The sequence below is a fragment of the Amycolatopsis sp. NPDC001319 genome (genome assembly GCF_042896185.1).
In the GTDB taxonomy this organism is placed as follows: Bacteria; Actinomycetota; Actinomycetes; order Mycobacteriales; family Pseudonocardiaceae; genus Amycolatopsis.
On sequence record NZ_JBIAWY010000005.1, the window covers coordinates 316,436 to 337,068 of the forward strand.

At 71.4% G+C, this 20,633-nt stretch carries 18 protein-coding genes; 12 read left to right on the plus strand and 6 right to left on the minus strand.

From position 1 onward, the window contains the following. The first annotated feature begins 51 nt into the window (after positions 1–51). The 7 genes from ACFY1H_RS20715 (at position 52) to ACFY1H_RS20745 (ending at position 6,482) form a co-directional block, all read left to right on the plus strand. Positions 52–1,407 (plus strand): ferric reductase-like transmembrane domain-containing protein, encoded by a 1,356-nt coding sequence (locus tag ACFY1H_RS20715; RefSeq protein ID WP_386948455.1) that lies wholly within the window; start codon positions 52–54, stop codon positions 1,405–1,407. A gap of 10 nt (positions 1,408–1,417) precedes the next feature. Next, positions 1,418–1,828, plus strand: coding sequence for an FMN-binding protein (locus tag ACFY1H_RS20720; protein ID WP_386948458.1), 411 nt, complete (start codon positions 1,418–1,420; stop codon positions 1,826–1,828). Then, positions 1,828–2,559: an FAD:protein FMN transferase gene (locus tag ACFY1H_RS20725; RefSeq protein ID WP_386948461.1), complete on the plus strand. Its 732-nt coding sequence runs from the start codon at positions 1,828–1,830 to the stop codon at positions 2,557–2,559. The genes ACFY1H_RS20720 and ACFY1H_RS20725 overlap by 1 nt, the downstream gene beginning before the upstream one ends. Positions 2,560–2,684: 125 nt before the next feature. Beyond that, positions 2,685–4,202, plus strand: a complete 1,518-nt coding sequence (locus tag ACFY1H_RS20730; protein WP_386948463.1) for a PQQ-binding-like beta-propeller repeat protein — start codon at positions 2,685–2,687, stop codon at positions 4,200–4,202. A gap of 76 nt (positions 4,203–4,278) precedes the next feature. Next, the gene (locus ACFY1H_RS20735; RefSeq protein WP_366580580.1) at positions 4,279–4,656 is read left to right on the plus strand and encodes a VOC family protein; all 378 of its coding nucleotides are present in this window, start codon (positions 4,279–4,281) and stop codon (positions 4,654–4,656) included. Next, positions 4,653–5,474, plus strand: coding sequence for a class I SAM-dependent methyltransferase (locus tag ACFY1H_RS20740; protein ID WP_366580578.1), 822 nt, complete (start codon positions 4,653–4,655; stop codon positions 5,472–5,474). The genes ACFY1H_RS20735 and ACFY1H_RS20740 overlap by 4 nt, the downstream gene beginning before the upstream one ends. 9 nt (positions 5,475–5,483) lie before the next feature. After that, the gene (locus ACFY1H_RS20745) at positions 5,484–6,482 is read left to right on the plus strand and encodes an asparaginase (RefSeq protein WP_366590561.1); all 999 of its coding nucleotides are present in this window, start codon (positions 5,484–5,486) and stop codon (positions 6,480–6,482) included. A 3-nt stretch (positions 6,483–6,485) separates the two neighbouring features. On the opposite strand, the gene ACFY1H_RS20750 is transcribed toward ACFY1H_RS20745, so the two are convergent. The 3 genes from ACFY1H_RS20750 to ACFY1H_RS20760 form a co-directional block, all read right to left on the minus strand. After that, complete coding sequence (locus ACFY1H_RS20750; RefSeq protein WP_366590559.1) at positions 6,486–6,965, minus strand: cysteine dioxygenase family protein; 480 nt, start codon at positions 6,963–6,965, stop codon at positions 6,486–6,488. Between the two features lie 186 nt (positions 6,966–7,151). After that, positions 7,152–8,177 (minus strand): NAD(P)H-dependent glycerol-3-phosphate dehydrogenase, encoded by a 1,026-nt coding sequence (locus ACFY1H_RS20755; RefSeq protein WP_366590557.1) that lies wholly within the window; start codon positions 8,175–8,177, stop codon positions 7,152–7,154. Further along, positions 8,177–8,881, minus strand: a complete 705-nt coding sequence (locus ACFY1H_RS20760) for a lysophospholipid acyltransferase family protein (protein ID WP_386948469.1) — start codon at positions 8,879–8,881, stop codon at positions 8,177–8,179. Before ACFY1H_RS20760 ends, ACFY1H_RS20755 begins: the two co-directional genes overlap by 1 nt. A gap of 112 nt (positions 8,882–8,993) precedes the next feature. On the opposite strand from ACFY1H_RS20760, the gene cofC reads away from it, so the two are divergent. From cofC to ACFY1H_RS20775, 3 genes are read left to right on the plus strand one after another with little or no spacing between them, the layout of a single operon-like run. Next, the gene (gene cofC, locus ACFY1H_RS20765) at positions 8,994–9,626 is read left to right on the plus strand and encodes a 2-phospho-L-lactate guanylyltransferase (protein ID WP_366590552.1); all 633 of its coding nucleotides are present in this window, start codon (positions 8,994–8,996) and stop codon (positions 9,624–9,626) included. Positions 9,627–9,682: 56 nt separating this feature from the next. Further along, on the plus strand, positions 9,683–12,172 hold the full coding sequence (locus ACFY1H_RS20770; protein WP_366590550.1) for an RNA degradosome polyphosphate kinase: 2,490 nt from the start codon (positions 9,683–9,685) through the stop codon (positions 12,170–12,172). Next, positions 12,169–13,122 carry an NUDIX domain-containing protein gene (locus ACFY1H_RS20775; RefSeq protein WP_386948473.1) on the plus strand — a complete coding sequence of 318 codons (954 nt, stop codon included), beginning with the start codon at positions 12,169–12,171 and terminating at the stop codon, positions 13,120–13,122. Before ACFY1H_RS20770 ends, ACFY1H_RS20775 begins: the two co-directional genes overlap by 4 nt. A gap of 2,087 nt (positions 13,123–15,209) precedes the next feature. Here ACFY1H_RS20775 and ACFY1H_RS20780 read toward each other — a convergent pair. From ACFY1H_RS20780 to ACFY1H_RS20790, 3 genes are all read right to left on the minus strand, one after another. After that, positions 15,210–15,878, minus strand: coding sequence for an HU family DNA-binding protein (locus ACFY1H_RS20780; protein WP_386948476.1), 669 nt, complete (start codon positions 15,876–15,878; stop codon positions 15,210–15,212). 867 nt (positions 15,879–16,745) lie between these two features. Next, a complete protein-coding gene (locus ACFY1H_RS20785; protein WP_386948479.1) occupies positions 16,746–17,276 on the minus strand; it encodes a hypothetical protein in 531 nt (176 codons plus the stop codon). A 258-nt stretch (positions 17,277–17,534) separates the two neighbouring features. Continuing rightward, on the minus strand, positions 17,535–18,236 hold the full coding sequence (locus tag ACFY1H_RS20790) for an IclR family transcriptional regulator (RefSeq protein ID WP_220237623.1): 702 nt from the start codon (positions 18,234–18,236) through the stop codon (positions 17,535–17,537). Positions 18,237–18,379: 143 nt separating this feature from the next. Here ACFY1H_RS20790 and leuC point away from each other — a divergent pair, with 143 nt between their 5' ends. Then, entirely contained in the window at positions 18,380–19,807 is a 1,428-nt protein-coding gene (gene leuC, locus ACFY1H_RS20795) for a 3-isopropylmalate dehydratase large subunit (protein WP_366590597.1), read from the plus strand. Positions 19,808–19,833: 26 nt separating this feature from the next. Next, on the plus strand, positions 19,834–20,436 hold the full coding sequence (gene leuD / locus ACFY1H_RS20800; protein WP_366590595.1) for a 3-isopropylmalate dehydratase small subunit: 603 nt from the start codon (positions 19,834–19,836) through the stop codon (positions 20,434–20,436). The last annotated feature ends 197 nt before the right edge of the window (positions 20,437–20,633 follow it).

Consider the following 20,633-nt stretch of genomic DNA (forward strand, 5'->3'; position numbering starts at 1 on the left):
GGTTCCGCGGCGACGCTGGCGTTCGTGACACCCGAGCCGAAGGGATTCCCCGTGAGTGTCCTGACCCCGATCGCCGTTCCGCCCCGTCCGGCGGTGGCGCCCCGCGTGGTCGCCAAGGCGTGGATCTTCGCGTTCCTGGCGGCCAACGCGGTGCTCGCCACGGTGTTCTTCGCCCTCGGCGACCTGTCGGACGACCCGCTGATCAGCGCCGGGCGCCTCGCCGGCATCTACGCGGCGCAGGCCATGGCCGTGCAACTGCTGCTCGTCGCGCGCCTGCCGTGGCTCGACCGCCGGCTCGGCATGGACCGGCTCACGTCGTGGCACCGCTGGACGGGCTTCAGCCTGCTGTGGCTGCTGATCGCCCACGTGGTGCTGGTGGTCGTCGGCTACTCCGCCATCGAGCGCACCAACGCGGCCGACGAGTTGGTTCAGCTGGCCAATACCACCGAGGGGATCCTGCGGGCGATCGTCGCGTTCGTGCTCATCCTCGTGGTCGTCGCGGCGTCCGCTCGTTTCGCGCGCAAACGGATGGCCTACGAGACGTGGCACTTCGTGCACCTCTACACCTACGCCGCGGTGGTCCTGGCGTTCACGCACCAGATCGCCGTCGGGCAGTCGTTCGCGAGCCACCCGGCCGCCCGCGCGTATTGGTGGACGCTGTGGCTGGGCACGGGTCTCGCGGTGCTGGCCGGGCGCGTGCTCCTGCCGTTGCGACGCAACCTGCGGCACCGGTTGCGGGTGGTCGCCGTGGTGCCCGAGTCGCCCGACACCGTGTCGGTCTACATGACCGGGCGCGACCTCGACCGGCTGCCGGCGCGCGCGGGGCAGTTCTTCCTGTGGCGTTTCCTCACGCGGGACCGCTGGTGGCAGGCCAACCCGTTCTCCCTCTCGGCCGCGCCCGACGGCCGCACGCTGCGACTCACCGCCAAGGCCGTCGGCAGCTCCAGCGCGAGCCTGCGGTCGCTGCCGATCGGCACGCGCGTGTTCGCCGAAGGTCCGTACGGCGCCTTCACCACCATCCACCAGCAACGACCGAACGCCCTGCTGGTCGCCGGCGGCGTCGGCATCACGCCGATCCGCGCCCTGCTCGAAGACGTGAGCGGGCACGTCGTGCTGCTCTACCGCGTGCGAACCCCGGCCGACGCCGTGCTTCTGCCCGAGCTGCACGCGCTGGCCAAGACCCGCGGCGCGATCGTGCACGTCCTCAGTGGACCGTCGGATCTGCGCGGCCCGCACGGTCCCGTGCTGGGTCCCGCCGCGCTGCACGCGCTGGTGCCGGACCTCGGCGACCGCGACGTGTTCGTCTGCGGTCCGCCCGGGATGACGTCGGCCGTGCTGCGCAGCCTGCGGGAGCTGCGCGTGCCCGGCACCCAGGTCCACGCCGAACGCTTCAGCCTGGCCGCGTGAGGAGCTTCCGATGAAGAAGACGATTTTCGTGGTCGCACTGTCGATCGCCGGGTTCGTGGCCGTGTGGCGGTTCGACCCGACGCCGGCGACGAGCAGCGCCGCCGCGAGTGCCCCCGCTCCGACAACGAGCACCGCACCGTCCACTTCGGCCGGTTCCGGCGCCGTGACCACGCAGGGCAGCGCCGAGTCGACCGAGTTCGGCACCGTGCAGGTGCAGGTGTCCTTCTCCGGCAGCCGGATCACCGACGTCACCCTCGTGCAGCAGCCGGACAGCGGCCGCGGCGTCGAAGCGATCCCGCTGCTGCGCGAGGAAGCCCTGCAGGCGCAGAGCGCCGACATCGACACCGTCTCGGGCGCGACGCAGACGAGCGAGTCGTACATCAAGTCGCTGCAGGCGGCGCTCGACGCGAAGGGCTCCTGATGGCCACGCACCTGGAGCACGTGATGGGCCTGCCGGTGTCGCTCGATCTTCGCGACGAAGGCGACTTCGACGGCGCCATCGCCGACGCGTTCCGGTGGCTGCGCGAGGTCGACGCCCGCTTCAGCCCGTTCCGCGCCGGCAGCGAGGTCTGCCGGTACGACCGTGGCGAAACCACCGAGCTCAGCGCGGACCTCGACGAAGTGCTCGGCCTCTGCGCGTACTACGAGGACCTCTCCGGCGGCGCCTTCTCCGCCCGCCTGCCCGGCCGTGGCCTGGACCCGTGCGCGGTCGTGAAGGGCTGGGCCGTGCAGCGCGCCGCCGATCGCCTCCACGCGGCGGGCGCGCGCCGGTTCTGCCTCAACGCCGGCGGCGACGTCGTCACCGCGGGCGAGCCCGAGCCCGGACGGCCGTGGCGCGTCGGCATCCGCCACCCCGAGCAGGCCGAAGCGGTCTGCGCCGTGGTCGCTTCCCGCGACGGCGCCGTCGCCACCTCGGCCGCCTACGAACGCGGCGCCCACGTGCTCGACGGCCGCACCGGCCTGCCCGCCACCGGGCTGCTGAGCGTCACCGTCGTCGCCGAAGACCTCACCCACGCCGACGCGCTGGCCACCGCCGCGTTCGCACTAGGCACCGACGGCATCGACTGGGCCGCTGACCAACCCGGCTGCGGCGTGCTGATCGTCGACGCCCAGCGGCGCGTCCACCGCTCCCCCGGCCTCGCGCTCGCCTGAGTCGAGTGTCCACAGTGCACTCGGTGGGATTCTGACCGGCGCCCGCGTGATGTCGTTGTCACCGACTGTTCACGGTGGCGGTGAAACGCGGACCGGCGAGCCGCGTCGTACTGAACGTGCTGCGGTTGACGACGGTAACCGGTGTGGTGTGCGTGGTGGTCGCGCCGTTCTTGTCGGGGGGCGCGACGAGAGCGAGCGGCGTGGGGCTGCTGTGGTTCGTCGCGGGGGCGGTCGTCGCCGCGGTGCTGGGGCTGGCGCGTTCGCGCAAGGTGCGGATCGCCGCGGCGGTCCTCGGGATCGCCACCGCCGTGGCCGCCGTGGTGCGGCTGGTGCTCGACGTGCGAGGTGGCGTGCCCGGCCTGGACACCCCGGTGCTCGCCGTGGGCACGGTGGGGGTGGCGGTCGGGCTGTTGGACTCCACGTCGTGGCGGATCCGGCCCGCCGGCGTGCTGGTGGCGATCGTCGTGCTGGCCGCGGGGGTGGCGGGCCCGTTCGCCGCGGACCGGGCCGCCACCGCGAGCACGACCCGCGGTGTGCCGGACCTGACGCCCGAACCGGTGGCCGAAAAGCCCGGCGGCCGGCAGTGGTCCTGGCAGCCGCCGTCCGACGTGAGCGCGATGGTGGCCGCGGGACACGGGGTCGTCGTCGCGGCCGCGGACGGTTCGGTGACGGCGCTCGACGGGCTCGACGGCAGCCGCGACTGGTCCTACGCCCGGCCTGGCGCCCGCGTCCACGCGCTGCTCGTGTCGGCCGACCGGCGCACGGTCGTGGCCGCTTTCGCGTCGAAGACCGACAGCAGCAACGACCTCGTGGTCGTCCTCGACGCCGGCACCGGCACCGCGCGCTTCGACCGCGTGGTGCCGTCGGTCCTGGTCGAGACCGGGGAGATCCTGGTGGGCACCAAGACCTTGACCGTCCGCGACGACGCGTACACCGGCTACGACCTCCAGACCGGCGATGAGCGCTGGCAGTGGTCCGCGCCGGCCGGGTGCCAGATCCCGTACACCTTGCCCGCGCAAGCCCGGACGGTGGTGCTCGCCGCGCTGGAGTGCGGGCGTTCGGCGGGACTCGTCGCGCTCGACGAAGTGACCGGTCACGAACGCTGGCGCCACGTGGTCGAGACCACCGGGCCCGACAGCGAACGGCTCGACATCTCCCCCGCCACCACCACCGACGGCGCCGTCGTGTGGCTGCGGCTTCTCGGCCGCACGACGGTTCCCGGCTCGGTCGTCAACGGGCTCTTCGACACCGAGACCGGCCGGCTGCTGGCCCGGCCGGACGCGTCGCGCTGGGTGCGCATGGACGTCGGTCCGATTCCCGTGATCGAGCAGGAAAAGACGTCCGCCAAAGCCCTCGATCCCGCCACCGGCACCACGCACCCAATCGACCTCGGCGCCTGTCCCGTGCGCTCGGCCGACGCCACCACCCGGCACACCTACCTGCGCGCGTGCCAGGACACCGGCCGTGACGTGACCCTTCTCGTGCAGGGCTTCGACGGCAGCGCGCCGACCAGTCGGGTGGTGCGAATGGACGGCTCGGGCTCGCTGTCGAGCCTGCGGCTCGTGCCGGCGCCGGGCGCGATCGTCCTGGCGCGCAGCACGTACGGCGGCACACCCGCGCCCGTCGTCGGCTTCCCCAGCTGACGTCGGCGAAACCGCCTCGCGCGAGACCGGGCCTTTCGGGCAGACTGCGGCCAGACCGACCGAGCAAGGGGAGCAGATGCCGTCCACCGTCGAGAACACCACCTTCGACTGCGCGGATCCGTATGCGCTGGCCCAGTTCTGGAGCGTCGTCCTCGACCGGCCGGTCGCCGAGGAGGACGAGCCGGGCGACCCGGAGGTCGGCATCGAGCTCGACCACGGTGGCGCACTGCTGTTCATCCGCGTGCCCGAGGCGAAGACCGTGAAGAACCGCGTGCACCTGTGCCTCACGCCCGAAGGCCCGCGCGACGCCGAGGTCGAGCGCCTGCTCGCCGCCGGGGCGACGATGTTCGACGACCAGCGCAACGCCGACGGCACCGGCTGGGCCGTGCTGCACGACCCGGAAGGCAACGAGTTCTGCGTGCTGCGCAGCAAGGCCGAGAAGGCGGCGAAGTGACCGACTCGTTCGAGCTCAACCGCGCCAACTGGGACGAGCGCGCGGCGGTGCACGCGAAGTCCGAGTACTACGGCTTCGAGCGGTTCCGCACGGACCCCGGGTACCTCAGCGACGTCGTGCGGTTCGACCTCCCGCGCCTCGGCGACGTCTCCGGGCTGCGCGGCGTGCACCTGCAGTGCCACATCGGCACGGACACGCTTTCCTTGTCCCGCCTGGGCGCGCGGATGTCCGGCCTCGACCTCTCCCCCGGCTCGCTGGCCGAAGCACGCCGGCTCGCGGACAGCGTCGGCGCGGAGATCGACTACCACGAGGCCAACACCTACGACGCCGTCGACGTGTTCGGCGAAGGCGCGTTCGACCTCGTCTACACCGGCGTCGGCGCGCTGTGCTGGCTGCCGCGGATCGCCGAGTGGGCCACGGTCGTGGCGCGGTTGCTGAAGCCAGGCGGGCGGTTGTTCCTGCGCGAAAGCCACCCGATGCTGTGGGGCCTCGACGACGAAGCCGAGCGCGCGTGGCCGAAATACGACTACTTCGAGCACGAGAAACCGCTGGTGTGGGACGACGACACCACCTACGTCGACACCGACAGTCCCCTCAAGAAGACCACCACGCACTCGTGGAACCATTCACTGGGCGAAATCATCACGGCGCTGCTGGACAACGGCCTCACGCTCACTGCGTTCACCGAACACGACACCGTGCCGTGGAACGCGCTGCCGAACGAAATGCACCAGGTCGACGGCGGCGAATGGCGGCTGCGCGAGAACCCGCGGCGCCTCGCGGCGAGCTACACGCTGCAGGCGGCGAAGGTTTCCTAGAGTGCGGGCATGACTCGTGCTCTTGTCGCCGTCGCCGCGCTGGGCGGCACCATCTCCATGGCCCCCGGCCGCTCGATCGAAGCCGGGGTGGTGCCGCGGCTGACCGCCGAGGACCTGCTCGGCGACCTCGGCACCGACCTGCCGATGGACGTCACGGCGGCCACGCTCGCCGGCATCTCCAGCGCGTCGATGGACTACGAGACGCTGCTGCGGACCCGCGAATGGGGCCTGGAACAGGTGGCAGCGGGCGCGGCGGGACTCGTCGTGGTGCAGGGCACGGACACCCTCGAGGAGACGGCGTACTTCTTCGAGCTGACCTGGCCCCACGACGTGCCGGTGGTCGTCACCGGGGCCATGCGCAACCCGAGCCTGCCCAGCGCGGACGGTCCCGCGAACCTCCTGGCCGCGCTGACCGTCGCGGCCGAACCCCGCAGCCGCGGCCGCGGTGCGCTGGTGGCGTTCAACGACGACGTGCACTCGGCCCGCTGGGTGCGCAAGGCGCACGCGAGCCACCTCGAAGCGTTTTCCTCGAACCCGGCGGGACCGCTCGGGCTCCTCGCGGAACGCTCCGTGCACTACTTCCACCCGGCCGGCGGACGTCCGGCCGCGCTTGCGGTGGAAAACGCCGACTTCTCGGGGCTGGTTCCGTTGCTGGAAGCGGGCATCGCGGACTCCGGCGAACTGCTCAAGCTGGTCCTCGGCGGCGGCGCGCGCGGGGTGGTCATCGCGGCCAGCGGCGTCGGCCACGTTTCGCGCGGGACCGCGGACGTGATCACCGACGCGCAGGTGCCGATCGTCATCGCCTCCCGCACCGGCGCGGGCACGACGTTCCGCGGCACCTACGGGTTCCACGGCTCCGAGTCGAGCCTGATCCGCCTCGGCGCGACGATGGCGGGCTGGCTCGACCCGCGCAAAGCCCGCGTCCTGCTTCAGGTCCTGCTCGCCACCGGCGCCTCGCGCGAACGCGTCGAGCAGGAGTTCCGCCTGCGCGGCGACCTGGACCGCTGAGCGTCAGTCCCGGACCGGACCACCGAGCGGATCCAGGTGGTACGGCCGCATCGCGCGCGGCCCGTCGCGGTAGACGTGGACGCTGATCGCCGGGTCCGGCCCGTCGTTGCGCACCTCGTGCACGTACCCGGGCCCGAAGACCCGCGACTGCCCGGCGGCCAGCGCGTGCACCTCGGTGACCGCGCGGTCGTCGGGCGAACGGCGCGCGACGGTCTCGGTCAGCCGCCCCGAGACGACCGTGAACGCGCCGGTCGAGAACTCGTGGTCGTGCAGGTCGGTGTGCTGGCCGGGCAGCCAGCTCAGCAGCCAGACCTCCTGACCTTCAGTGCGTTCCACGAGCGCGGAGAAGCGCTCGTCGGGGTCGTAGCGCAGGAGCTTCGCCCAGCGCTCGCGGTCGGCGGCCACCTCGAGGGCGACGCGCACGGGGTGGCGCAGGGCGGGGTTCTCGGGACGCAGCAGGGTGTTGTCCGGGACGGCGAACATGGTCGTTCCTCGCGGGAGAAAAGGGGAAAAGCTGGGCCGGGGCTGGGTTCACCGACAACAGCGACACGACGGCATGACCGGGCGGAGGTCACAGGACCCCGGCCGCACAGTCATCAGGCACATCGTCACGCCGACAGCGAACCAGTGCCGGACCCGCCGGTCAACCGTTTCCCAGCCTCTGGGAGATCAGCTCCACTCGTGCTTCTGCGAGCGCCCCAGCAGCTCCGCGCCGGCCTGGCGCGGGTCCACACCCTCGTGGCAGACGCGGTGCATCGCGTCGGTGATCGGCATGTCCACGCCCAGGCTGCGCGCCAGTTCGCGGATCGACGAGCACGACGCGACACCTTCCGCGACCTGCCCGCCGGTGGCGGCCTGGGCCTGCTCCAGCGTGTCGCCACGACCGAGGCGTTCGCCGAAGGTGCGGTTGCGCGACAGCGGCGAGGAGCACGTGGCCACCAGGTCGCCGACACCCGCGAGACCGGCGAATGTGAGCGGGTCGGCGCCGAGCTTCGTGCCCAGGCGCGCCATCTCGGCGAGGCCGCGGGTGATCAGCGTCGCCATCGTGTTGGCGCCGAGGCCGAGCCCCGCGGCCATGCCGCAGCTCAACGCGATCACGTTCTTGCACGCGCCGCCGAGCTCGCAGCCCACGACGTCGGTGTTGGTGTACGGGCGGAAGTACTGGTTCGAGCTCGCCCGCTGGATCGCCACCGCGCGCTCGTGGTCCGCGCACGCCACCACGGCCGCGGCCGGCTGCGCGGCGGCGATCTCCCGGGCCAGGTTCGGCCCGGAGACGACCACGATCTCGCCCGCGTCCACCTTCGCCAGCTCGGCGATCACCTCGCTCATCCGCTTGAGCGTGCCCAGCTCCACGCCCTTGGCCAGGCTCACGAGGATGGCCTCGGGCGGCAGCAGCGGCTGCCACGCCGTGAGGTTCGCGCGCAGGCTCTGGCTGGGCACGCCGAGCACCACGGCCTGCGCGCCGTCCAGCGCGGCCGCCGGATCGGCCGTCGCCGTGATGCGCTCGGGCAGCCGGGTGCCGGGCAGGTAGGACTCGTTGGAGTGGCGCGTCGTGATCTCCTCGGCGACCGACTCGCGACGCGCCCACATGGTCACGTCGCGGCCGGCGTCGCCGAGGACCTTGGCGAACGCCGTGCCCCACGAGCCGGCGCCGAGCATCGTCACCCGCTGGACGTCGGTGGCGAAGGCGGCCATCAGGCGCCGTCCTCCGGCTTCTTCACGGGCGGCTCCTCGTGGCGGATCTCGCCCAGCAGCCGCGTGACCTCGTCCATCATCAGCTTGGTGACCTCACGCAGCGTGGCGGCGCTGCGGGGGTTGGCGTTCTCGTAGGCCGACAGGTCCAGCGGGTCGCCGATCAGGTGCGTCACGGTCTTGCGCGGGAACGGCGTGAACTTCTTCGTGTAGCCGTTGTAGATCTGGCTGGTGCCCCAGCGGGCGATCGGGATCACCGGCGCGTCGTTCTGCAGCGCCAGCCGCGCGACGCCGGTGAACGACTCCTTGGGCCAGCCGGCCGGGTCCTTCGTGATCGTGCCCTCGGGGTAGATCACGACGATCTTGCCCTCACGCAGCGCCTCGTGCGCGGCCCGGAGGCTGTCGCCCGCCGCGCTGGAGTTGCGCGACACCGGGATCTGGCCCGACGCGGTCGCGATCTTCCCGAGCACCGGGACCTTGAGCAGGCTGTCCTTGAGGAAGAACCGCGGCACGCGCTTCTGGCGGTGCACGAACACGGCGTCCACCACCGGGTCGAGGTGGGAGATGTGGTTCAGCACGAGCACCGCCGGACCCTCGCGCGGAATCTTCTCCGCGCCGAGGTACGACCGCTTCCCGATCCGGGTCAGCGGGTAGAACACGAACGCGGCCAACCCCACCCAGAAGCCGCCCTTCTCACGCCGTGCCAAGTCTCCTCCTCCGAACGATCCACTCGGGCAGATCCTGCCGCGCCGGGGTTCACGCAGTCCAGGGAGGGTGCGCTCACCACCCACCACGGAGCTTTCGGGTAAAGATGGACAGGTGGACGTGGACCTGGTCGTGCCGTTGAAACACCCCCGCGTGGGCAAGTCGCGCCTGCGTGGCGCGGTCGGCGGGGCGGAGCACGCCGAGCTGGTGCTGGCGCTGGCGTACGACACGCTGGCGGCGGTCACCTCGGCGGCCGGCGTGCGGCGCGTGCTCGTCGTCGCCGCGGACCCGGCGGCGGTGTCCGAACTGGCCGGTCTGGGCGTGGAGCTGGTGACCGAACCGGGCGACGGCGGGCTGAACGAAGCCCTGCGTCACGGTGCGGCTCTGCTGCGCGACGGCGAGCCGGGCGGAATCGTCGGCGCCCTGCAGGCCGACCTGCCGGCCTTGCGCGCGGGTGATTTCGCCGACGCGCTGGCCGAGGCGGCGGGGCGGCGCGCGTTCGTCGCCGACCACCAGGGCACGGGCACCACGCTGCTGCTGTCGGCTCCCGGCGCGCCGCTCGACCCGCGGTTCGGCGCCGGTTCCGCCCAGCGGCACACCGATTCCGGCGCCGTCCCGCTGGCCGGCGCTATGGTGTCGTTGCGCAGCGACGTGGACACTTCGGACGATCTCGAACACGTGCGCGCGCTGGGCGTCGGCAAACGCACGGCGGCACTGCTGCCCGACGGAACCGTCCCATTGGGTTGAAGGTGTTCATTTGACCTTCACCGCGGTCTGCGCAAACTGCTGCTTCGTAGTGAACAATGGGCGTCGTGAGCACAGACGACGCCAGCACATCCGCCCGGAACGGACAGCCCGCCCGGCGGCGCAGGGCCAGCGCGGCGAAAGCTGAGGCGCCTGGAAGCCCCGCACGACACACCAGCGCAGCGAAGAAGACGCCGCCGAGCAAGAGCGTCGCTTCCGCGGACGCGGTGACGACGGCCGCCCGCGCGACCGCGGCCAAGGCGGGCACCAACGCCGCCGGCAAGGCCAAGACCGCCAAGAGCGAGCCGAAAACCGCGCCGGTGAAAACCTCGCGGGCCCGCAAGACCACCGCGGCCACGGCCGTGGCCACGCCGGAGACCACCCGGCCCACGGCCCGGCGCACCACGGCCGCGGTCGACGCCTCGGGCGACGACTTCCGCGGCGTGCCCTCGGCTCCGCCCGCCGTCACCTCCGCCGCGCCGACCGCCGTCGAAACGCTGCCCGACGACCGGTACTTCAACCGCGAGCTGTCCTGGCTCGACTTCAACGCGCGGGTGCTCGCCCTCGCCGAGGACGAGTCGCAGCCGCTGCTGGAGCGGGCGAAGTTCCTGGCCATCTTCGCGTCCAATTTGGACGAGTTCTACATGGTCCGCGTGGCCGGGCTGAAGCGCCGCGACGACACCGGCCTGTCCGTTCGCAGCGCCGACGGCCTCACGCCGCGCGAGCAGCTCGACTACATCGCCAAGCGCAACCAGGACCTGGTGGAGCGCCACATCGGCGCGTTCGAGAACCACCTGCGCCCGGAGCTCGCGAAGCAGGACATCCAGCTCGTCGGCTGGGCGGACCTCGCCGGTGCCGACCAGTTGCGCCTGTCGAGCTACTTCTCCGAGCAGATCTTCCCGGTGCTCACACCGCTGGCCGTCGACCCGGCACACCCGTTCCCGTACATCTCGGGCCTGTCGCTCAACCTCGCGGTGACGGTGCGCGACCCGCAGGGCGGCACGGAGCGCTTCGCCCGCGTGAAGGTGCCGAGCAACGTGCCGCGCCTCATGCGCGTGGAGACCGAACGCACCAGCCGCACGGCCACGTTCCTGCCGCTGGAGGAGCTCATCGCCGCGCACCTGGGCGAGCTGTTCACCGGCATGGAGGTGACGGAGCACCACGTGTTCCGCGTCACCCGCAACGCCGACTTCGAGGTCGAGGAAGACCGCGACGAGGACCTGCTGCAGGCCCTCGAGCGCGAGCTGGCACAGCGGCGCTTCGGTCCGCCCGTGCGGCTCGAGGTCGCCGAGGACATGAGCGAGCACATGCTCGAACTGCTGCTGCGCGAGCTCGAGGTGGACCCGGCCGACGTCGTCGAGGTGCCGGGCCTGCTCGACCTGACGTGTCTGCACCAGCTGTCCGGTGTGGACCGCAAGGAGCTCAAGGACCGGCCGTTCGTGCCGGCGACGCACCCGGCGTTCGGCGAGCGCGAGACGCCCAAGAGCGTGTTCGCGACCCTGCGCGAGGGCGACGTGCTGGTGCACCACCCCTACGACTCGTTCTCCACGAGCGTGCAGCGCTTCATCGAGCAGGCCGCGGCCGACTCGAAGGTGCTGGCGATCAAGCAGACGCTCTACCGCACGTCGGGCGACTCCCCGATCGTCGACGCGCTGATCGACGCCGCCGAGGCCGGCAAGCAGGTCGTGGCGCTGGTCGAGATCAAGGCGCGGTTCGACGAGCAGGCCAACATCACGTGGGCGCGCACGCTGGAGCGCGCGGGCGTGCACGTGGTCTACGGCCTCGTCGGGCTCAAGACCCACTGCAAGGTGTCGATGATCGTGCGCCAGGAAGGCGCGACCATCCGGCGCTACTGCCACATCGGCACCGGCAACTACAACCCGAAGACCGCGCGCCTGTACGAGGACATCGGCCTGTTCACGGCCGACCCGAGCATCGGCGCCGACGTGACGGACCTGTTCAACGTGCTCACCGGTTACTCGCGGCAGGACACCTACCGCACGATCCTCACGTCGCCCCACGGCATCCGCCGCGGCATCGTGCGCGCGATCGGCGAGGAGATCGAGCTCGCGCGCGCCGGGCAGGACGCCGGGATCCGCATCAAGTGCAACTCGCTCGTCGACGAGCAGGTGATCGACGCGCTCTACCACGCTTCGCAGGCCGGCGTGCCCGTCGACGTGGTGGTGCGCGGGATCTGCGCGCTGAAGCCGGGTGTCGAGGGGCTGTCGGAGAACATCCGCGTCCGGTCGATCCTGGGCCGGTTCCTGGAGCACTCGCGGGTGTTCCACTTCCGCGCGGGCGGCACGCACTGGATCGGCAGCGCCGACATGATGCACCGCAACCTCGACCGACGCATCGAAGCGCTGGTGCGCGTGAAGGACACGAAGCTCACGCAGCAGCTCGACGCCGTGCTCGACTCGGCACTCGACCCGACCACGCGCTGCTGGGTCCTCACGGCCAGCGGCGAGTGGCAGCCCTCACCCGGCGCCGGTTCGCAGGTGCGCGACCACCAGGTGGAGCTCGCGAAGCTGCACGGGGCCGCCGGATGAGCGTGGACGTCCGCGCAGCCGGTGCGGTGTTGTGGCGCCGCGCCGGCGACGGGTTCGAGGTAGCCCTGGTGCACCGACCGCGGTATGACGACTGGTCGTTGCCCAAGGGCAAGGTCGATTCAGGGGAAACCCTCGCCGCCACCGCGGTGCGGGAGGTGTGGGAGGAGACCGGCTACCGCGTGGTGCTGGGGCGCCACGTCGCGCAGAGCGCGTACGACGTGCCGGCTCGCAGCGGCGGTGGCGTGCTGAAGAAGACCGTCGACTACTTCAGCGGCGAAGCCGTCTCGGGGACTTTCCTGGCCAACGCCGAGGTCGACGAGCTGCGCTGGCTCGACCCGGTCGACGCCGAGCGGCTCCTCACGCGCGACACGGACGTGCGCGTGCTGCGCGAGTTCTGCGCGCTGCCGGTGTCGTTGATCACCGTGCTGCTCGTCCGCCACGCCAAGGCGGGCAAACGCGACGACTGGACCGGCGACGACGACCTGCGTCCCCTGTCCGACGCCGGCCAGCGCCAGGCCGAAGCCCTGCGGGCCTTGCTGCCCTGCTTCGGCCCGGACCGCGTTTTCTCGGCCCCGCGGCTTCGCTGCGTGCAGACCGTGCGCGGCGTCGCGGAGGACCTCGGCGTCGACGTGCGCCACGAGAACCTCCTGTCGGAAGAGGGCTACTGGCCCGACCCGGTCCTCGGCATCGCCCGCCTCCTCGCCATCGCCGGCGGCGGGGGCACGCCCTTGATCGCCAGCCAGGGCGGCGTGATCCCGGACCTGATCAGCGCCCTGGCCGACCGCGACGGCACCGAGCTCGCCGCCGCCCGCGGAGGCGTCGTCCCCAGCAAGAAGGGCTCCCTCTGGGTCCTTTCCTTCCTCCCGCCCTCCGGCGACGTCGGCCCGCGCCTCGCAACCGCGGACTACTACCCGACGCCGTTGCCCGCACCCGCCCCTTCGCGGCACTGACGCAGTTCTTCTGTTCAGGCCTCCCCGGTTGGCTGCGCCAGTCGCCGGGGAGGCCTTCCGCGTTTCGGGGAATGGCGGTGTTCGAATGCGCTCGAAAAGTGGTGGGCTCGCTATTCGCGGGGTGCCGGCGATTCTATAGAGATGGCTATGTCGGGGTGGCCGACTATGGGTACACAAGTCCGCCCGAACGGCCGATCAAGGGCTCCGGGGTGGGGAAATTTTCACGTCGCGTTGGGGCGCGGATCTCGTCGGCAGTGGCGCTCAGGAGTGCTGTGGGCTGCCTGTTGGGGTTCTGCCGAAGCCTCCGTTGTTCTCTGGCCCTCGCCGCCCCGGGGAGGCTCCCAGGCCCGGGACTCCTGCTGCGGCAACGGTCTCGGCTGAGCCTTCCACCGCTTCGCGCTGGGGCGTGAATCCGCAGCTCCAGGCCACTTCTGGCGGTTGGGTCTCCGATGCGTTGCCCCGCAGCCGATCCACCCGACTCCGCCGCCGCTCCGGCTCCCAGCCGCGCGCGATCCCCGCAACGACGAACATGCGGCACGGCTCGTCCAGCCACCCGCCGCTCCGGCCAGGCCCATGGGAACACCGCGCTACACCCGCTTTGCCTGGCCCCAGCAGCCTTCCTACCGGCGCGGGTGCGACACCCTCGCGCCCCCCCAGCAGACCGCCCCTCAGCCACGCGCCTGATCACCCCAGCCATTCCGAGCACCGCGACCAACCTGCGAGAGATGCTGGAGGATCGGTGGGGCCTCACCGCCCCATCGACCTCGCACGGACCGAGATCTCGAACCTGCAGGTGGCACACCATTTCCTGCGCACCACACCACCCGCGACCCCAGGTCGTCCCGCCACAGACGACTCCCTCGACAGATACAAGAGGACCGTTGCGGCACCCCACCACCCGACCACACCATCCGCAACCGGACGCCGGCCCGAAGCACGAACACGCAGGTGGCACACCACTTCCCGCCCACCGCACCACCACCGACCCGCGTCGCCCCCACACGGCCCAATCCCCAACAGGCGCGAGAGGACCGGCTCGGCAAGCCACCGTCCGACCACACCATCCACGACCCCAAGTCGGCCCGAAGCACGAACACGCAGGTAGCGCACCACATCACTGCCGGCCCAGGCCCACCGGGCACAACCACCCCTCAACAGATACGTGAGGACCGGTGCGGCACCCCGCCACTCGGCCACGCCCTTTCACAACCCGGTCTGAGCCTGATGCTCGAAGATGCAGATGGCACACCACTTCTCTCGCGCCACACCGCGGCCGACCCCAGGTCGTCCCGGCACAGCCCACTCCCTCGACAAATACGGGAGCCGCCGATCGGCCACGTCGTTCGCAACCCGGCCTGAGTCTCAAGCGCGAACATGCAGGTAGCACACCATTTTCGAGGCATCCCGCCTCGGGCATCCTGCCGATCAAGAGTGCGGGGAACATGTCGCCGAGCACCGTCGTGATCTTCCGCGCATGTCCGCCGCGCATCTCCTCGACATGGTCCCCGCCTCGGCGTCCCGCCGTGTGGCAGAGCGGCCGGCCCGAGCCCGAGGCCTCACTCTGCTGATGTTGACTGCCTGTCCCGCGTTCCTGGGTGCGGCGCTCGGGCAATGAGCGGGGCCTGAGTGCCGCAACGGTCTGCCGCAGCAACTGCGGCGTGATTGCTTGCCCGGCATTGCGATGCTTGCGCGGCAGCCGTCGCGCCGGAGCCCGCAGGACTAGCCCGCCGCCCCACCCTGTTGCACCAGCGTGCGGGCGGCCGTCCCGTTCGCCGTGGGCTCTCGACTTATGCGGCAGCGCGTTCTTGTCCACTGTTCTGCGCTGCGACAGCCAGAGGCCGTGCAGGCCCCGCCATTCCCGTGCAGGGCAGTGATCCCGCAGGCCAGAGGCGCGCAGTGGCATCGCGGCGGGCCGCAGCCGGGCGACCAAGCCAGGCAAGAGAAGCGCGGTTCCCTGGCCCAGCCGAGCATTCCCCGACTGATCACGCCCGCCACCCACCTACCCCACACATGCGGCAGGGCCCCCTCCCAATCAGGAAGGGGGCCCTGCCGTGAAGTGCACGTCCCGACGTAACGCCGGGGTGGTGTTACTTCTTCTTCGCAGCGCTGGTGCGCTTGGCGGCCGGCTTGGCAGCGGCCTTCTTCGCAGCAGGCTTGGCAGCGGCCGGCTTCGCGGCAGCGGCCTTGGTCGCCGTGGCCTTGGCGGCCGGCTTCGCGGCGGCAGCCTTGGTGGTGGCGGCCTTCGCGCGCGTCGTGGCGGGCTTGGCGGCGGCGGTCTTCGTCGCGGCAGCCGGCTTCGCGGCGGCGGCGCGGGTGCGCGGCGTGGTGGTGCGCGTGGTGGCCGGGCGGGTCGCCGTGGTGCGCGAGGCAGCCGCACGCGTGCCGGTCGCCGCGGTCGCGCGCGTGGTGGTCGCGCGGGAAGCGGTGGCAGCCGTGGCGGTGGTGGTGCGCTTGACGGCGGTGGCCTTGGGCAGCTTCTTCGTGCCGGAGATGACGTCCTTGAACGTCGTGCCCGCACGGAAGGCCGGCACGTTGGTCTTCTTCACCCGCACCGTCTCACCCGTGCGCGGGTTACGCGCGGTCCGGGCGGCACGGGCACGCTTCTCGAACACACCGAACCCGGTGATGTTCACCTTCTCGCCCTTGTTGACCGTCCGGATGATGATGTCGACGAGACCGTCGACGGCCTCCGAAGCAACCTTTTTGTCGCCCAGACGCTCCGACAGCGCCTCGATCAGCTGGGCCTTGTTGGCCATTCCAGTCCTCCAAGAAGAACTCTTCGTCCACGGCCACGTCGGCCGAACTCTTCAATAGTATTACCCATAACGCGGAGAAGTCCAAACGGGACCCTTGGTTTTTCCGTTGGCGTGTCTGCGGTCTGCCCTTTCGAAGGGCTCGGGAACGGTCGGAATAGGCATCACTTTATTCGCTCTTGTGTTCGATTGTTCGCGTGAAGTGGGGCTCTACCAGCGGTTTTGGCCCAGTCGTCACCGCCACCGCGTGCTTCTCCAGTGGCGGAAGGCGATCTTGCCCGGGGCCCGGGAGTGTCCTTTGCGGACTGACGAACGGCGGCCCGACGATCGTCGCGAATCCGGGTCCTCGACGGCCCGGCGGGGCCGGCCGGGCGCCCCGGGAAGGGTCGGAACCCCTGCCGCGGCGGGGTTCGGCGGCGCCGCGGCGGCGACGGCCGTTGGGCGGCAAAGGACTCGGCCGGCGGACCGGAGCCGGCCCCGAAACCCGACAAAGCAGAACCCCCAAGAGCGGCAACGGGTGCGCCGCACAGGTCCGGTCGCGTGACGACTCGGCCAAGCGTGTGACCGGCGAAGGCCCCGGACCGGCGTTCCGTGTGACGCAAGGGCAGGCGGCATTCCGCCGAGCGGGTGGCGCCGCGGTGAACGACGGTTCGGCCACCCGAAGCCGTGCCGGGGACCGGCATCGGACCCCGCGAGTGACCTGAAGCACCCGGTTCACTCAGTGAGGGAAAAGGCCCCTCGGCACGAAGCCCCGGACCCCGCGAGCACACGAAAAAGCGCCCCGGCCAGAAGCACGGACTAGCCGCGCCGGCCGGAGCGCCGTCAGGGATCAGCAGGTCAGAGGCAGGATGAGGTGTCCACTCAGGACTGTCAGGCGGGAGCCGTGGTCCGGGCTAGCGCAAAGTACCGCTCGTCGCTGTAGGGCCCGGGCGTGCCGGTGGCCGGGTCCCAGATCGTCCGCGACAGCTGGAAGAGATCCCCCAAGTACACGTGCAGCGCCACGGACCGCTCGGCGGTCCGGTTGGCCACCGAATGGATCACGCGCTCGTCCATCGGCAGCACGGACCCGACCGCCGTGTCGGTCTCCCCCACGCCCGTGAGGCCCGAGCCGTCCGCGCGGTAGAAGGTGTTGGTCTCCCGCCCCTCGAGCACGGCGATGCACGCCGGGATGAGGTGGTCGTGCGGCGGGTACTCCGTCCGGGGCCCGATCTCGACCCGCAGCAACGTCAGCGTCGGCTCGGCGTGGAGCACGTGCTCGTCGACGCCGGAGCCCGGCAGCCGGCGGAGGACCTCGGCGGCGGACGCGGCGACCTCCCGCTGCAGCCGCAACAGCGCGGCTGCCGGGTCCGGGGCGCCGCCGGCGCGTCGGGCGGCGAGGATCAGGTCGCTGAGTTCGGTCATGGAGGGCTCCGTCCACCTGGGAGGGTCGCGGCCGGTCGGGCCGCGAAGTGGGGACAGGGTGCCATCGGCGGGTGTCGTGCGCTCGTGAAGGCGACGGCCGGATTCTCAGCCGGCTCAGATGATCGGCACAGGTTCGGGCGGCCGGCCGCCCGTTTGGTGAACGGCCGTTCGGCGGCACCGCCGAAAAAAGAAGGCCGCCTCTCCCGGAGGAGAGACGGCCTGAGGTGGAGAGTGGTGGGAGTCAGCGGGGGCGGAGCGTCAAAGCCGTTCCTGGAGCGCGTCCGCCGCGGCGAGCAGATCGGCGGCCCAGCGCGCGCCCGGTTTGCGGCCGATGCGTTCGATGGGCCCGGAAACCGACACCGCCGCGACGACCGTGCCCGATGAATCCCGCACGGGCGCCGAGACGCTCGCCACGCCGGGTTCGCGTTCGGCGACGCTCTGCGCCCAGCCGCGGCGGCGCACTTCCAGCAGAGTGCGTTCGCCGTACACGGCTTCGGCGAGGATGGTGCGCTGCGTGTGCGGATCCGACCACGCGGCGAGGACCTTCGCGCCCGAGCCCGCCGTCATCGGCAGGCGCGAGCCGATCGGCACGGTGTCGCGCAGGCCACTCGGCGGCTCGGCGGTCGAGACGCACACGCGCTGCACGCCGTCCCTCCGGTACAGCTGCACGCTTTCGCCCGTGATGTCGCGCAGCTTCGGCAGCACCGAGCTCGCCGCGTCGAGCAACGGGTCGGTCGAGCCGCCCGCCAGCTCGGCGAGCGCGGTGCCCGGGCGCCAGCGGCCGTCCGGTCCCCGGCGCAGCAACCGATGCACTTCGAGACCGACGGCGAGACGGTGCGCCGTCGCCCTCGGTAGTCCCGTGCGTGTGCAGAGTTCCGCCAGCCCACAGGGGTCTTCGGCGACGGCCTGCAGCACCGCCACGGCTTTGTCCAGTACTCCGATACCGCTATGCTGTCCCACGACGCGATACTAACTTCCCGAAGTTTGGGAAGTCCAGAATCTGGGAAAAACGAACTCGAGCTGCGCGCGTGACGTGGCTCGCCCCGCCTTCGGACGTCGCCCGAGTTCCTTGCTCCCGGCCAACCCCTTGGAAGGAGCCGGAGATGACCAGCCCGACCGGCAAGGCTCGCACGCTGGCGGAGAAGGTGTGGGACAGCCACCTCGTGCGCCGAGGCGAAGGTGCCGAACCGGACCTGCTCTACATCGACCTCCACCTGGTGCACGAAGTCACGAGCCCGCAGGCGTTCGACGGCCTCCGGCTGGCCGGGCGGCCCGTGCGCCGCCCCGACCTCACCATCGCGACCGAGGACCACAACGTCCCCACCGTCGACATCGACCTCCCGATCGCGGACCCGGTGTCGCGCACCCAGGTCGACACCCTTCGCCGCAACTGCAAGGAGTTCGGTATCCGGCTGCACCCGATGGGTGACGCCGAGCAGGGCATCGTGCACGTCATCGGCCCGCAGCTGGGGCTCACGCAGCCCGGCACGACCGTGGTGTGCGGCGACAGTCACACCTCCACGCACGGCGCGTTCGGCGCGATGGCGTTCGGCATCGGCACCTCGGAGGTCGAGCACGTGCTCGCCACCCAGACGCTGCCGCTGCGCAAGTTCAAGACGATGGCGATCACCGTCGACGGCGAGCTGAAGCCGGGCGTCACGGCGAAGGACATCATCCTCGCCGTCATCGCCAAGATCGGCACCGGCGGCGGGCAGGGCTACGTGCTCGAGTACCGCGGCAAGGCCATCGAGGCGCTGTCGATGGAAGCGCGCATGACGGTGTGCAACATGTCGATCGAGGCGGGCGCGCGCGCCGGCATGATCGCCCCGGACGAGACGACGTTCGAGTACCTCAAGGGCCGTCCGCACGCGCCGCAGGGCGCCGACTGGGACGCCGCCGTGGCCGCGTGGCGCGAGCTGCGCACCGACGAGGGCGCCGAGTTCGACGCCGAGGTGCACCTCGACGCCGACGAGCTCACCCCGTTCGTGACCTGGGGCACCAACCCGGGCCAGGGCCTGCCGCTGGGCGCCTCGGTGCCCGACCCGGCCCAGATCGTCGACGAGAACGAGCGCGCCTCGGCCGAGAAGGCCCTGTCCTATATGGACCTGACCCCGGGCACGCCGCTGCGCGAGATCGCGGTGGACACCGTCTTCCTCGGTTCGTGCACCAACGGCCGCATCGAGGACCTGCGCGCGGCCGCCGAGGTGCTGCGCGGGCGCAAGGTCGCCGAGTCCGTGCGGATGCTCGTGGTCCCCGGCTCGATGCGCGTGCGCCAGGCGGCCATCGACGAGGGCCTGGACAAGGTGTTCACCGAGGCCGGCGCCGAGTGGCGGCAGGCGGGCTGCTCGATGTGCCTGGGCATGAACCCGGACCAGCTCGCCCCCGGCGAGCGCAGCGCGTCGACCTCCAACCGCAACTTCGAGGGCCGGCAGGGCAAGGGCGGGCGCACGCACCTGGTGTCGCCGCTCGTGGCCGCCGCCACGGCCGTGCGGGGGACGCTCTCGTCCCCGGCCGACCTGGCCACCGTCTGACCCTTCCCGAGACAGGAGCTCCCACCATGGAACCGTTCACCCAGCACACCGGCATCGGGGTGCCGCTGCGCAGGTCCAACGTGGACACTGACCAGATCATCCCGGCCGTCTACCTCAAGCGCGTGACCCGCACCGGCTTCGAGGACGGCCTGTTCGCCGCCTGGCGCACCCAGGACGACTTCATCCTCAACCAGGAGCCCTTCGACCGCGGCAGCGTCCTGGTCGCCGGCCCGGACTTCGGCACCGGCTCGTCGCGCGAGCACGCCGTGTGGGCGCTGATGGACTACGGCTTCCGCGCCGTGATCGCCTCCCGCTTCGCGGACATCTTCCGCGGCAACTCCGGCAAGGGCGGTCTGGTGGCCGCCCAGTGCGAGCAGTCGGACGTCGAACTGCTGTGGAAGCTGCTCGAGAACGAGCCCGGCACGGAGGTCACGGTCGACCTCGAGACCAAGACCGTGCGGGCCAAGGACTTCACCGCGCCGTTCCAGATCGACGACTACGTGCGCTGGCGCCTGCTCGAGGGGCTCGACGACATCGGCCTCACCCTGCGCCACGCCGAAGAGATCACCGAGTTCGAATCGGCCCGGCCCTCTTGGAAGCCGGTGACCACCCCGATCCCGGCCTCCTAGCCCTCGTCCGGGGCACGGATTCCCTGCTCGGAAAGGGAATCCGTGCCCCCGCCAGAGGTTGCTTCGCCCACGCCAAACGGCACCTCCCCCGGCCCCGGAAGGGTCCCTCGGGAGGCGGAACCACTCCCCGGGCAAGGGAAAATTCCGCGTGCCGTTTGGAATTTGTGCTGCGTTGGTAATACCGTGTGCGCTAAGTC

What these genes read in the sequence shown, in the direction of transcription:
- ACFY1H_RS20785 (WP_386948479.1), bottom strand. Translation starts at nt 17,276, where the DNA reads ATGACCGAACTCAGCGACCTGATCCTCGCCGCCCGACGCGCCGGCGGC.
- ACFY1H_RS20735 (WP_366580580.1), top strand. Translation starts at nt 4,279, where the DNA reads ATGCCGTCCACCGTCGAGAACACCACCTTCGACTGCGCGGATCCGTAT.
- ACFY1H_RS20755 (WP_366590557.1), bottom strand. Translation starts at nt 8,177, where the DNA reads ATGGCCGCCTTCGCCACCGACGTCCAGCGGGTGACGATGCTCGGCGCC.
- ACFY1H_RS20720 (WP_386948458.1), top strand. Translation starts at nt 1,418, where the DNA reads ATGAAGAAGACGATTTTCGTGGTCGCACTGTCGATCGCCGGGTTCGTG.
- ACFY1H_RS20780 (WP_386948476.1), bottom strand. Translation starts at nt 15,878, where the DNA reads ATGGCCAACAAGGCCCAGCTGATCGAGGCGCTGTCGGAGCGTCTGGGC.
- leuC (WP_366590597.1), top strand. Translation starts at nt 18,380, where the DNA reads ATGACCAGCCCGACCGGCAAGGCTCGCACGCTGGCGGAGAAGGTGTGG.
- ACFY1H_RS20725 (WP_386948461.1), top strand. Translation starts at nt 1,828, where the DNA reads ATGGCCACGCACCTGGAGCACGTGATGGGCCTGCCGGTGTCGCTCGAT.
- ACFY1H_RS20775 (WP_386948473.1), top strand. Translation starts at nt 12,169, where the DNA reads ATGAGCGTGGACGTCCGCGCAGCCGGTGCGGTGTTGTGGCGCCGCGCC.
- ACFY1H_RS20745 (WP_366590561.1), top strand. Translation starts at nt 5,484, where the DNA reads ATGACTCGTGCTCTTGTCGCCGTCGCCGCGCTGGGCGGCACCATCTCC.
- ACFY1H_RS20770 (WP_366590550.1), top strand. Translation starts at nt 9,683, where the DNA reads ATGGGCGTCGTGAGCACAGACGACGCCAGCACATCCGCCCGGAACGGA.
- leuD (WP_366590595.1), top strand. Translation starts at nt 19,834, where the DNA reads ATGGAACCGTTCACCCAGCACACCGGCATCGGGGTGCCGCTGCGCAGG.
- ACFY1H_RS20750 (WP_366590559.1), bottom strand. Translation starts at nt 6,965, where the DNA reads ATGTTCGCCGTCCCGGACAACACCCTGCTGCGTCCCGAGAACCCCGCC.